Annotated in this window: 12 protein-coding genes; 5 read left to right on the top strand and 7 right to left on the bottom strand. The window is 57.5% G+C overall.

What is annotated here, in order from left to right; genetic code table 11:
- Nucleotides 1-13: 13 nt before the first annotated feature.
- The 4 genes from IPI71_07140 to IPI71_07125 form a co-directional block, all read right to left on the bottom strand.
- Nucleotides 14-427 carry a hypothetical protein gene (locus IPI71_07140; GenBank protein QQR70448.1) on the bottom strand — a complete coding sequence of 138 codons (414 nt, stop codon included), beginning with the start codon at nt 425-427 and terminating at the stop codon, nt 14-16.
- The gene (locus IPI71_07135) at nt 414-1,034 is read right to left on the bottom strand and encodes an ArsR family transcriptional regulator (GenBank protein QQR70447.1); all 621 of its coding nucleotides are present in this window, start codon (nt 1,032-1,034) and stop codon (nt 414-416) included. Before IPI71_07135 ends, IPI71_07140 begins: the two co-directional genes overlap by 14 nt.
- A 237-nt stretch (nt 1,035-1,271) precedes the next feature.
- On the bottom strand, nt 1,272-2,738 hold the full coding sequence (gene guaB / locus IPI71_07130) for an IMP dehydrogenase (protein QQR70446.1): 1,467 nt from the start codon (nt 2,736-2,738) through the stop codon (nt 1,272-1,274).
- A gap of 3 nt (nt 2,739-2,741) precedes the next feature.
- Complete coding sequence (locus IPI71_07125) at nt 2,742-3,428, bottom strand: (5-formylfuran-3-yl)methyl phosphate synthase (GenBank protein ID QQR70445.1); 687 nt, start codon at nt 3,426-3,428, stop codon at nt 2,742-2,744.
- 42 nt (nt 3,429-3,470) lie between these two features.
- Between IPI71_07125 and IPI71_07120 the strand changes: the two genes are divergently transcribed.
- On the top strand, nt 3,471-4,142 hold the full coding sequence (locus IPI71_07120) for a nickel transporter (protein QQR70444.1): 672 nt from the start codon (nt 3,471-3,473) through the stop codon (nt 4,140-4,142).
- On the top strand, nt 4,133-4,753 hold the full coding sequence (locus tag IPI71_07115) for a dTMP kinase (GenBank protein ID QQR70443.1): 621 nt from the start codon (nt 4,133-4,135) through the stop codon (nt 4,751-4,753). Before IPI71_07120 ends, IPI71_07115 begins: the two co-directional genes overlap by 10 nt.
- Here the strand turns inward: IPI71_07115 and IPI71_07110 are convergent.
- Nucleotides 4,710-7,304 (bottom strand): valine--tRNA ligase, encoded by a 2,595-nt coding sequence (locus tag IPI71_07110; protein ID QQR70442.1) that lies wholly within the window; start codon nt 7,302-7,304, stop codon nt 4,710-4,712. The two genes, IPI71_07115 and IPI71_07110, sit on opposite strands and share 44 nt — an antisense overlap.
- Nucleotides 7,305-7,455: 151 nt before the next feature.
- On the opposite strand from IPI71_07110, the gene IPI71_07105 reads away from it, so the two are divergent.
- Nucleotides 7,456-8,658, top strand: coding sequence for a TIGR00297 family protein (locus IPI71_07105; GenBank protein ID QQR70441.1), 1,203 nt, complete (start codon nt 7,456-7,458; stop codon nt 8,656-8,658).
- Here IPI71_07105 and IPI71_07100 read toward each other — a convergent pair.
- Together IPI71_07100 and IPI71_07095 are read right to left on the bottom strand one after the other, a co-directional pair.
- Entirely contained in the window at nt 8,655-9,482 is an 828-nt protein-coding gene (locus tag IPI71_07100) for a hypothetical protein (GenBank protein QQR70440.1), read from the bottom strand. The two genes, IPI71_07105 and IPI71_07100, sit on opposite strands and share 4 nt — an antisense overlap.
- Before the next feature lie 2 nt (nt 9,483-9,484).
- Nucleotides 9,485-10,075 (bottom strand): hypothetical protein, encoded by a 591-nt coding sequence (locus IPI71_07095; GenBank protein QQR70439.1) that lies wholly within the window; start codon nt 10,073-10,075, stop codon nt 9,485-9,487.
- A 42-nt stretch (nt 10,076-10,117) separates the two neighbouring features.
- On the opposite strand from IPI71_07095, the gene IPI71_07090 reads away from it, so the two are divergent.
- Both IPI71_07090 and IPI71_07085 read left to right on the top strand, forming a co-directional pair.
- Nucleotides 10,118-11,287: a redox-regulated ATPase YchF gene (locus IPI71_07090; GenBank protein ID QQR70438.1), complete on the top strand. Its 1,170-nt coding sequence runs from the start codon at nt 10,118-10,120 to the stop codon at nt 11,285-11,287.
- An 82-nt stretch (nt 11,288-11,369) separates the two neighbouring features.
- Entirely contained in the window at nt 11,370-11,690 is a 321-nt protein-coding gene (locus IPI71_07085; GenBank protein QQR70437.1) for a hypothetical protein, read from the top strand.
- Nucleotides 11,691-11,824 lie beyond the last annotated feature (134 nt).

Here is an 11,824-nt window from a genome sequence, read left to right as displayed (position 1 = left end):
CGGATCAGGCGCCTTAACCGATCGAGGATTTCTTCTTCTTTTTCAGCACGATGTCGATGACCCCGTGCCTGACCTGGTAGAAACTGTGAATGATATCGATCGGCGAATCGAGGGGGATGGTTGCCTTTTTCTCACCGACCACAATAGTCACGGAATCGGTCGATATATCCGCGTAGGCAGCCGATTTCGACTGGGGCGGGAGTCTCCCGGTCACAAAGATATGGGTTTCGTCCTGGATAACCTCGAACTGGATATCTTCGGCCTGAGTGCCCATGGGGATAATCCGGGGGAGGTCTCCCGGGCTTCCGGCAATGATGGTATACCCGATGAAATGGGTACCTTCGTTCTCGGGCATGTTCCTGATCATATCCTCTACCATGCGGGCGAGGTTTTTCAGGAAGTCATCGTACGGGTTACTCTGTGCCATTGGGCCCCCTCAGCCGGAATGTCCGGCCGTCCATCTTCACGAACCGTTTCATGGTAAGGTTCTTCAACCCCACGGATAAGGCCTGCTCGGGCAGGCCGGTCAGTTCGGCGAGCTCCGGTGCAGTCAGATCGCAATGGGCAAGCGCGATCAGGAGGTTGATTTCATCGTCGGAATCGAGCAGGTCTCTCCCGTACTGGACGACATCCCGGATCTGTAAATCGATATTCTTTTCGATGGTCCGAAGGTTCTCGCTCGTCTCTTCGCGGGCATCTACCAGCCTTCTCAGGGTGGCAAGTGTCTGCCGGAACCTGATATCGCGGTCAGCAAGACCACCACGAGCGTCTTCTTTCCTGGTGAGGTTGACGACAACGCTTATGTCATTGGCCAGGAAGTAGTATTTCCGGCGCCGTTCATCGAGACGAAAGGAGAGTATATCCTCGCGTTCCATCAGCTGGAGGTGTTCGATCACCGCTTTGGGCGAGAGCATCAGGCGGTCCGAGATCTCGGTTACAAAACAGGGCTTCTGACGCAACAGCTCGATTATGCGCCTGCGGTTCCTGTTCCCGAGGATGTCAAGAATGCGGGCGACTTCTGCCTGATCCAGCATGTTAATTACTTTATGTTAGGGTTCTTACTATATATGGACATATGGTTTGAGGAACCATCGTGCACGGATGAATCCGGCGAGGGCCCTCTCCCGAAATACCCGCCAGCGATGCACCAGCGTGCCGAGAACCGGCGTTCATGCCTGGACAGGCAGCAGAGTGGGTGTAGGAAAACCGCCCACGGTTCCTGCAGGTGTTCATGGAACTGTATCGCAGAGGCGTTATACCTGAAAAAAAGGTTATTCCGAGAGCCGGTAATTGGGCGCTTCGTCAGTGATCAGGATGTTATGAGGATGACTCTCGATCCGCCCTGCAGCAGTGATCATGACGAACGCGGCTTTTTCATGCATCTCGGGAATGGTGCGTGAACCGGTGTATCCCATGGCGGATTTGAGTCCTCCACATAACTGGTAGATAACCTCGGATACGGTGCCCACGTAGGGAGTGACGCCCTCTACGCCCTCGGGGACAAACTTGGTTGCCCCGATCTCCTTCTTCTGGAAGTAGCGGTCAGTCGATAACCCGCCACTCATGACTCCCAGGGACCCCATACCGCGGTACTGTTTATAGCGCCTTCCTTTCATGGTGATGACCCGACCAGGGGACTCATCGGTCCCGGCAAACAGGCTCCCCATCATCACGCAGTCGGCGCCGGCAGCAATGGCTTTGGCCACATCGCCCGAGAACCGGACCCCGCCGTCAGCGATGACCGGAATTTCCGAGCCCTTTACCGTATCGGCAACACTGGCAATAGCGGTGATCTGGGGGACGCCTACCCCGGCCACGATCCGGGTGGTGCAGATGGAACCCGGACCGATCCCCACCTTGAGGCCATCGACAGTGTCCATAAGGTCGGTAGCGGCCTGTGCGGTGGCGATGTTGCCCGCGACGATATCGGCACGTGCACTCCCCTTAATGTTCCTGACGGCAGCAACAACGTTCATGTTATGGCCGTGGGCGCAGTCGACTACCAGGGCGTCTGCCCCGGCCTCGTCAAGCAACATGGCCCGCTCGAAGTCAAAGGGGCCAACCGCGGCTGCCACCCTCAGTCTCCGGCTCCGGTCGCGGCTGGCGCTAGGGTACTGGCGTTTCTCAAGCACGTCCTGCATGGTGATGATTCCGACCAGCCTCCCTTCGTGGTCCAGGACCGGGAGCCGTTCGACCTTGTTGGTGTACATGACCTCAAGGGCTTCATCAGGAGAGATATCCTCGGTTGCGGTAATGGGCTCCCTGGTCATGATCGTCCGGATACTCTCGCTACCGCGCCGACGGGCGATTCCCCGCACGTCCCGGCGGCTGACGATTCCCACCACCATGCCCTCTTCGAGGACCGGGACGCCACCAATCCGATGCTCGTTCATGAGCCGCTCGACATCGGCAACGCTGGTGTCCGGGTCAACGGATACCACCTGACGCTCGATCAGTTCCTCGGCCTGCTTGACCATCCGGATCGCTGCAGCCTCCTGGTCGGCCGTCATATTCCGGTGAAGGACCCCGATTCCCCCTTCCCTGGCAAGGGCAATGGCCATGGAGGACTCAGTCACCGTGTCCATTGCAGAGGATACCAGCGGGATGTTGAGGGGAATGTTCCTTGAAAAGCGGCTCCTGATATCGGTCTCGTTCGGTTCAATGTATGATTCTGCAGGCACGAGGAGCACGTCGTCAAAGGTGAGGGCAACCGGGACCTGAAGTTTCTCACGAAACATAGGTCACCCTACCATCCTTGCGAGCCGGTCGACAAGATCTTCCCGGATTGAGGAGTCACGGTTACCACCACAGACCATGCTCCGCACGCCAATGATATCGGGATCGATCCGTTTCAGGGCAGGCAGGTGTTCAAACCCAAGTGACCCTGCTACTGCAGTCATCAGCCCGGCATCGCGGTTCATCTCCGTGAATTTGGACAGCGACTCCTCGCTCATGAACTCAAACGTACTTCTCCCGTCTTTAACCCCGGTATCTACCATGGCGACATCCGCCCCTGCGGATGCCGCGAGTGGGGCCATGGCAAAGGGTGAGATCGTTCCCAGCCGCTCATAGTCGGAATAGGAGGCGATGACCACACTCTTCTCCGGGAACTCCTCCTTCACTGCCCTGACCACGGCATTGATGAACTCGCTGGCCCGTTCGGTTCCGTCGAACATCAGGCCCACCTTAACAAAATCGGCACCGGCATGTGCAGCCCCGTATGCGGTAAGTGAAGCTCCCCCGGGCTTAAAACCAAAATCCCCTATAGCGGCACTGACCGGCTTGGGGGAAAGTTCCGCAATCGCGCGGATTATCCAGGGAAAATTGGCTCCAAGAGAGCCCTCGGCAGGGCGCTTCACATCGATGATATCGGCGGCAAGTGATCGCTTCGCCTCTTCAATATCCCTCGGGCTGACCAGCAATCGCATAGGATTTAATGATTGTTCAGACTAATAGTGATTACGCTTACAATGGATTTGGTTCTGGCAATGGACCTGAAAGGGGGACTTGTTGTCCACGGAAAACGGGGGCAGCGCAGGACCTATCGCCCTCTGACATGGGGCATCTCTCCCAATGCACACCCTGTCTCCTACCTCGGCATCGTCCGGCCGGCCTTGCTCTATATTGCAGATCTGGACAGGATCGCGGGAACCGGATCCCATGACCAGGAGGTCCGGGGCAGTGCCAGGATGGTGCAACGATGCTACGTCGACCGGGGGTGCAGGGCTCCCGATGACCTCCTCCCGGGCGAAAACATCGTAAATGTCATCGGGACTGAAACCGCAGGGGCTGATCTCTCCCGGTATCGTTCCGGGATACTCTCTCTCGATGTCCGGAACGGCTGCGTCATACCCCATGGCCGGGACCCCTGCGATGTCCTCCGCGAAGTTGCAGACCTCCCGCTCGATGGATGCCTGATCCTCGATCTGGGGGCGGTCGGGACCGAGGAAGGACTCTCTGCAGCACCGCTCGCAAAATACCGTGCCGCCTATCCGGGGTACCTGATGTTCGGAGGAGGTATTGCTGGCGAGCCTGACCTCGATCTCCTCTTCACGGAAGGATTCGATGGTGCGGTGGTGGCGACAGCAGTGCACCGGGGGCTTATTCCCCTCGATGCCGTACGGAGGGGATCATGGTCCTGATTACCATCGAGGGTATTGACGGGAGCGGCAAGAGCTCGCTGGTCTCATCGCTTGCTCGGTTGCTTGAAGATGAATGTCCTGTTATCACCCGGGAACCGGGTTCGACCTGGGTGGGGGATGCGGTCCGCCGGGCAATTGCTGACGAAGTTGACCCTGTCACCGAGGCGCTCCTGTTTGTCGCAGACCATGCCGCCCATATCACCACGGTTATCCGGCCGGCCCTCTCGGCCGGAATGCTGGTCATATCAGACCGGTACTCGGACAGCCGTTATGCCTACCAGCAGGTTATGCTCGAGGGAATCATCGATGAACCGCTGGCATGGCTCCGGGCCGTCCACAACGGGTGGACCATTCCCCCGGATCTAACGTTCCTGATTGTGCTCCCAGTCGGGGTTGCCCTCTCCCGCATGGGGGACGGACGGACCCGGGAACACTTCGAGGAAGCAGGATTCCTCGCCCGTGTTCAGGAGAATTACCTCTCCCTGGCGGCAGAAGAACCCTCGCGTTTTGTACTGGTCGATGGCCTGAAAAATGAAGAGGAGATCGCAGAGTTCGTTACAGGGAGCATCAGGGATTTTTCCGGATCGTCACGATCACATCATCGACGGTAATAATGTCTACCTCCTCTCCTCCGATCAGGTAGTTGTAGGTGAGCGTGAATGCACCTTCCGGGACGGCGATTTCTTTTCCTCCGGCATTAATTGCGACCGGCGGGGCAATCAACCGCTTATGGGGGAGGGCCCGGACAGCATCCATGAAGGTTTTTGCATCCCTGCGGAGAGCCGGGCCGATCACGGCCATGTTGAACTGCACCGGCCCCGGTTTCTTCTCCAGTATCGACCGGTCGTGCTCCCATGTTACCGGGCCGTTCAGTGCCCGGGCCATATCCCCTGAGTCATCGGAGATACGGGAGGTGAAGATGGTGATCTGGCCCATGGGGGCGTTCAGTGCCAGTCCGTGCTCATGCTTGTAGTTGCGTACTGCCGCCACCAGGCTGCTCAGCAGGTCGCCGTTTGCACGAGCTTCCTGGTCTACGGGTCCGGGTACTGGCCATGTTTTTTTGTGCACGCTCCCCTCCCCGAGATAGAACGAGACCTCTTCGGAGAAATGGGGGGCGAATGGTGCCATGAGCCGGCATAGGGTATCCAGGGTTTCCCAGAGCACACGGCAGGCGCTGTCCCGTCCGGGGTCGTCCGAGTAGAGCCGCCCTTTCACAAGCTCGATGTAGTTGTCGGCAAGAACGTTCCATGAAAATTCCCGGATGGCCTTCAGCGCCCGGTCGAACTGGTAGAGCTCCATGGCCTCTGTGACCTCGGTCGTCATCTCCGTGAGCCGGGATAGGAGCCACCGGTCGGCGAGTGGTCCCGGTGTGGTCGTGCGGTCGAATGAGTGTTTCCCGATCTGGAGCAGGACAAAGCGGGCGATGTTCCAGAGCTTGGTCTGGAAACGCGATGCGGCAACCACATCGTTCCAGTTGAACATGATGTCCGAGCCGGTCGTGGCGCCGGCCGCAGCCCACTGGCGGAAGGCGTCCGACCCGTGCTGCTCGACAATCTCTTCAGGCGAGATGATGTTTCCCCGGCTTTTGCTCATCTTGAACCCATCTTCTCCGAGCACCATGCCGTTGATCAGGATCTCGTCCCAGGGTCTGGAACCGGTCAAGGCCATGGAGCGGAGGATGGTATAAAACGCCCAGGTCCGGATGATATCATGCCCCTGGGGCCGTAGCTGCGCCGGGAAGATCTCGGGGACGGATGTTCCGTTCCACCCTGTAACATTCAGGACCGAGATGGAGGAGTCCATCCAGGTATCGAGCACGTCTTCCTCCCCGATAAACTCGGACGACCCGCAGGTGCTGCAGGGTTTTGCGGGCCGGGAGACTGTCGGGTCGATGGGAAGGTCTTCCTCGTCAGGGAGAACCATCGCTCCGCATGTCGCGCAGAACCATACCGGGATCGGCGTGGCAAAGATACGCTGGCGGGAGATACACCAGTCCCATTCCATCTGGTTGATCCAGTTCTCTATCCGGAGAAACATATGTTCCGGGGTCCACCGGACCTGCTGTGCGGCCGACATGATCTCATCCGGAATGATCTTCACGAACCATTGCCGCTCACTCATGATCTCGAGCGGGGTCTTGCACCGCCAGCAGGTTCCGACCCGTTGCTCGAGCGGTTCCTGTTGCAGCAGGATTCCTCTCTCTTTCATATCGGCGAGGATGGCATCCCGGCACTCTCCAGATTTCATGCCCTGGTATTTCCCGGCCACACCGGTCATTTTCCCCTGCCGATCGATTGCCTTACGGAGGTCCAGATTGTGCTGTTTCCACCAGTGGACATCCTGCTTGTCGCCAAAGGTACAGATCATCACTGCTCCCGAACCGAACGCGGGATCGACTGCACAATCTGCAATGACAGGTACCTCGTGCCCGAAGATCGGGACGGTCAGACGACGGCCGCGGAGACTTATGTATCGTTCATCGTCAGGATGAACAGCGACGGCAACGCAGGCAGCGAGCAGTTCCGGGCGGGTGGTAGCGATCTCCACGCCGTCAAAATCGAAGTAGTTGAGCCGCGTCTCCCTCGGCTCGTAGGCTACCTCGGCAAACGCGATTGCCGTTTCGCACCGGGTGCAGAAGTTGACCGGGTGTTCGCTCTGGTAGATATAGCCATCGGCAAGCATCCTGAGAAACGAGAGCTGGGTCTTGCTGTAGTACTCCGGGAGCATCGTGATATACTCGTTGCTCCAGTCCACAGAAAATCCGAGCCTGCGGAGGGTTTGGCGCATCTTCTCGATATTCTTCAGCGTGAGATCCCGGCACATTTTCCGGAATTCTTCGCGGGGAACATCGTTCTTGGTAATGCCGTGGATCTCCTCCACCTTCACCTCGGTCGGCAGACCGTGGCAGTCCCACCCCTGGGGAAACATCACATTGTATCCCTGCATCCTCCGGTAGCGGGCAATGAAATCGATGTAGCACCAGTTGAAGGCATTGCCGATATGGAAGTTCCCGGTAGGGTAGGGGGGAGGAGTGTCGATCACGAACTGGGGACGATCCGATGACCGGTTAAAAAAGTTATCTTCATCCCGCCAGATTCCCTGCCAGCGGCGCTCCACTTCACTGAAATCGTAGGTCTTCGGGAGATCCTGTGGGAGAGACATTTTTCACATATTTGTGCTGGTAAGAAATATAGTGTTCGAACAACGGAGGACTGGTACCATCTGTGTCGCGCGTGACCGGGCTTGAATGCCGTCAGGAGGATGGCTTTTTCACAATAAACCTCTTCTGCCCTCCCGCCAAACCATTCAGGAAATGTCGAGCGAGCTCGGGGACAGGCTTGCGGCCATACTCGCCCTCTCGTTTGTACTGATTGCTCCAGCTGTCCAACCCCCCTGGGTTCTCTCCATCATGATCCTCCTCTTCTCATCGCTCCTTTTCCTCATAAAGAAGACCAGGTTCCTGGCCCTTGCCCTGGTCCCCATCGCTATCCTTTACGGGCTCTCCCTCCTCCCCCTTCTCGTTTTTTCCTGCACGTTCACCATCATGGTCACGGGAGAGCTGGCCTTCAGGTGGGGGGCCGGCAGGCTCCAGTCCTACGTTGCCTACAGCGTTTCAGCGTTTATCGGGTGCCTGTTGGTGATGGTCTACCTGGAAGAGTACGTACCGCTGGTTATCCTGTTCGGCGTGGTGGTGGCCCTCCTCCTGAAAGCTATTGTCAGGGAGCGGGAGGATGCCCTGCTGATCGAGGCGCTCGGGATTGCAATGACCATGGGCCTGATATACGACCTGAACTACCAGGCGGACATGATGCTGATTGCCGCCGCGGTCATTGTAGCCTTTGCCTTCGGGTACTTCTCCTACCGTACCAAAACTGCTGATGTAAGCGGTCTCTTCTCCGGTGCGCTGGTGGGGATGATCCTGATCGTTTTCGCTGATATCAGGTGGTTCCTGGTCATGCTTGCCTTCTTCATCATGGGCTCGGTCAGCACCCGCTACCGGTTTTACGAGAAAGAGCTGATGGGCGTCGAGCAGACAAAAGGAGGGGCACGGGGTTACCTCAACGTGTTTTCGAACGGGATTGTGGCGGCGGCCTCCGCCGTCCTCTGGGGGATCTCCGGCAACCCCCTGTTTGCCGCCCTGTTTGTTGGTAGCGTGGCAACCGCCGCAGCAGATACACTTGCCAGCGAGATCGGCGTCATCGCTGGTGAGCCCTACCTGATTACCGACTTCTCGCGGGTGCCTCCCGGGACGAACGGCGGCGTGACAGTTCTTGGCGAGACCGTTGCCTTCTTCGGCGCACTTATCCTGTCCCTCCTTGCCTGTATCATGGGGGTGATCCCGATGGCGTTTGTTGCCGCAGTGACTGCTGGCGGATTCCTGGGAACCAACATCGACAGCGTAATCGGGGCGGTATTCGAGAACCGGGGGGTAATTGGAAACGCCGGAACTAACTTTGTCGCAACAGCAGGAGGAGGGCTTTGTGCACTCCTCCTTTCCCTCCCGGTTGCCGGTTAATACTTGAACCAGCGTCCTTTCTCGTCATACTCTCCCTGGAGGGTTACGGCGGTCGGTGTCCCGGCATGGTCACGGAAGAAACAGGCCTTGAAGCTGTAAATAAGGGAGACAGCCATGGTCACAGCGATAAATGCGAGGAATGCGGTGACCAGGATACCATTGTATCCGAGGAGTTCATTGAACCGTGAAGGGGAAAACGATTGTATCTCGACGGCACTCATAGTTGCCAAGGGCTCGAGGCGCTCGTAGAGCGCCGCGGTCCATGCCAGCAGGGTGAGGAAGAACGCGGAAAAGAAGATAGCGAGCGCGATGAGGTAGAAGACCATGCAGGCCCGGGTCTGCTGAAGGACGAATTCTGCGCTCCTCCGGATCGCGTCAAAGACCTTCCGTTCTTCGATAATTGCCGCGGCATCGTAGAAGAACGTGAAAAGGAGCACGGTGAAACTTGTTGACATCACCACGAACACGAACGCGGTCTCGGCAACCCCGAGGAGGGCAAGCGGGATGAACAGCAGGATCAGAGTGAGGATCAGCCAAAAAAATATGATGAGCGACGGGAGAAGTACCCGGAAATATTTTCCTGTCCCCCCGGATATAAATGCTGATAGTGACCGCTCCCCGGTCTTTACCAGGTGCATCAACCCGGCAACAAAGAACGGAAAGACCAGCATCTCCAGTATCCAGAGCCGCTCGGCGATAAAGATGCCTGAGAAGAACTGGAGAAAGATGAAGGATGCACAGAAAAACCCGCTGGCGATCCCCGGGAGCCAGGCTGCAGGAGTGCGGAGCAGTTCCAGTGCTGAGCGAAAGGATTCTGTTACCATGGCTACCGGACCCGCGGCATGGCAACGATTTCCCTCACCTGGAGATCGAAGAAGGATGCGGTGTGCGATGGCCGGATGACACAGACCGTATCGGCACCACTGGCCGTGCCGCCAACGGCGATAACTTCTTCTTCTATTCCAATTGCGCCCTGGTCAGCGGCGATAAGCACGCATTCCACAGCCACTTTCAGCCCGATGGCAATAACTCTCCGGAAGGCCTCGGCAACGGCTTCGGTCCGGGACCCTCCACCTACCTTTGGAGAGCGGGAGAACGACCGCTCTAGCCCGGAGAGGGCATGGGTACCTGTCACGATCAGCACACCGGCGTCGCAGAGCTTCTGCGCTGTGCCGGCATCAAACTCCCAGATCCCGGGTTTCGAAAACCCGACCACGTGGGTGACCACGACCAATCGGATACCGGTTCCTTTTGTGGCTTCATGGAATGCGAGAGCCGTTTTACCCGATGTGCTCGCGACAACGATGTGCGAGAGGCCGAGCTCGCGAGCACGCTCGACTGCAAACCGGGCACAATCGGCGGTGTTCTCCGGGCCGGGTGCTTCGAAATAATAGGTATTCCGGGCGACAAATGACATAATAACAGTTTAATTAGGTTGCATCACTTAAAGGGAATTGCTATGATCACGCTAGCCCTTGCGGGGAAGCCGAATTGCGGGAAGTCCACCTTTTTCCGGGCAGCCACCATGGCTCCCGCGGAGATCGCCAACTACCCGTTCACCACCATCAACGCCAACTTCGGGGTGGCCTATTTCAGGGCGGTCTGTCCGTGCAGGAGCCTCTCGCTCACCTGCGAAAGCTGCCAGGATGGCGTCAGGTTCGTCCCTGTCAATCTCGTTGATGTGGCCGGGCTGGTTCCTGACGCCCACAAGGGGCGGGGGCTCGGTAACCAGTTCCTGGACAATCTCAGGCAGGCAGATGCCATCCTCCACATCCTCGATGCCAGCGGTTCGACCGATAGTGAAGGGAACCCTGTCGATATGGGAAGCCACGACCCCATGGAGGATATCATGTTTTTAGAATTCGAGATGGCGATGTGGGTTTACGGTATCATCGACAAGCACTGGACAAGGCTGCAGCGGCAGGCGCAGTCGAAGTCGCACTCCATCCACCGGGCACTCTCGGAAGTGCTGACCGGGCTGAAGATATCCCCCGAGGATGTACGCGATGCTGAAGGTGCGGCCGGAATCGACCTTGCCCATACCGATTCCGAAGGGCTCAAGGGATTCTGCCGGGAAATTGTCCGTATCAGTAAGCCCATGGTCGCGGTTGGAAACAAGGTTGACCAGGCCCCGGGAGCGATGATCGATCACCTGAAGAAGAGCCGGTTGATCTTTGCAACAGCTGCCGGGGAGCTAGCGCTCCGGAACGCTGCGGCTGCACACCTCATCCGCTATCTCCCCGGCGACCCCGCCTTCACCATCCTGGACGAGAAAGCACTCTCCCCCCAGCAAAAGGCCGGTCTGGCCATGATAGAAAGAGTCATGGAGGCGTTCGGCGGGACAGGGGTCCAGCAGGCCATCGACCATGCCATCCGGGAAATTCTCGGCCTGATTGTCGTCTATCCGGTCGAGGATGAGCACAAGTTCTCCGATAGCAGGGGCCGTGTCCTGCCGGATGCCTTCCTGATGAAGCGCGGCTCAACTCCCCGGGATCTTGCGTTCATGGTCCATACCGACATCGGGAAAGGATTCCTCTATGCCGTCGATGCCCGGACGTCAATGCGGGTCAAGGATACCCACGAGCTCAAAGACAGTGACATCATCCGGATTGTCAGCACCGCGAAATAACCTTTTTTTCCTTGATCCAGGGCTGTTTTACCTTGTTTCATACAAAAGTTATAAATAGTCGTATTGAATAATTTGAGTTATCATGGGTGGAGAGGTCTTCCAGGCCCAGATCATACGGAATTTCTTTGAGACCATTACGGGAACGGATCGGAATCTTACCCGTATCTCCATGTGCGTCATCAGCCTTGCAAAGCTGCGCATGGAGAGGCCGGAAAAGATCTCGTCCCTGCTCGACCAGATCAGGAAGAGCAAGCAGCAGCGGGAACTCTCAATCGATATCCTCGATTACATGTGCGATGCGGCAATCGCGCTTGACCTGAACGTGGTCCAGACTGCCTTCGGGGTCAAGACCATCGGCGAGGTCATGCAGGACTTCAACGCGATCAGCCTGGATACCCTGTAGACCAGGCCCTTTTTCCCTGGGCATAATTTTTTTCGGATTACCTCGCCAACCAGTGGTCTCTTCATGAAAGGCAGCACGCTACCCGCATCTTGAATTCCGCTCGCCCGTTCTTTTGGGAAGATGAAAATTACCCG

Origin of the sequence: Methanolinea sp. (genome assembly GCA_016699325.1) — an archaeon.
Taxonomy (GTDB): domain Archaea; phylum Halobacteriota; class Methanomicrobia; order Methanomicrobiales; family Methanospirillaceae; genus UBA9949.
Note: the sequence above shows the minus strand (reverse complement) of the source record. Positions and strands in the feature narration are given on the sequence as shown.

Excerpts from the sequence above, each read along its gene's own strand:
- IPI71_07140 (QQR70448.1), bottom strand. The coding sequence starts at position 427 with ATGGCACAGAGTAACCCGTACGATGACTTCCTGAAAAACCTCGCCCGC.
- IPI71_07135 (QQR70447.1), bottom strand. The coding sequence starts at position 1,034 with ATGCTGGATCAGGCAGAAGTCGCCCGCATTCTTGACATCCTCGGGAAC.
- guaB (QQR70446.1), bottom strand. The coding sequence starts at position 2,738 with ATGTTTCGTGAGAAACTTCAGGTCCCGGTTGCCCTCACCTTTGACGAC.
- IPI71_07125 (QQR70445.1), bottom strand. The coding sequence starts at position 3,428 with ATGCGATTGCTGGTCAGCCCGAGGGATATTGAAGAGGCGAAGCGATCA.
- IPI71_07120 (QQR70444.1), top strand. The coding sequence starts at position 3,471 with ATGGATTTGGTTCTGGCAATGGACCTGAAAGGGGGACTTGTTGTCCAC.
- IPI71_07115 (QQR70443.1), top strand. The coding sequence starts at position 4,133 with ATGGTCCTGATTACCATCGAGGGTATTGACGGGAGCGGCAAGAGCTCG.
- IPI71_07110 (QQR70442.1), bottom strand. The coding sequence starts at position 7,304 with ATGTCTCTCCCACAGGATCTCCCGAAGACCTACGATTTCAGTGAAGTG.
- IPI71_07105 (QQR70441.1), top strand. The coding sequence starts at position 7,456 with ATGTCGAGCGAGCTCGGGGACAGGCTTGCGGCCATACTCGCCCTCTCG.
- IPI71_07100 (QQR70440.1), bottom strand. The coding sequence starts at position 9,482 with ATGGTAACAGAATCCTTTCGCTCAGCACTGGAACTGCTCCGCACTCCT.
- IPI71_07095 (QQR70439.1), bottom strand. The coding sequence starts at position 10,075 with ATGTCATTTGTCGCCCGGAATACCTATTATTTCGAAGCACCCGGCCCG.
- IPI71_07090 (QQR70438.1), top strand. The coding sequence starts at position 10,118 with ATGATCACGCTAGCCCTTGCGGGGAAGCCGAATTGCGGGAAGTCCACC.
- IPI71_07085 (QQR70437.1), top strand. The coding sequence starts at position 11,370 with ATGGGTGGAGAGGTCTTCCAGGCCCAGATCATACGGAATTTCTTTGAG.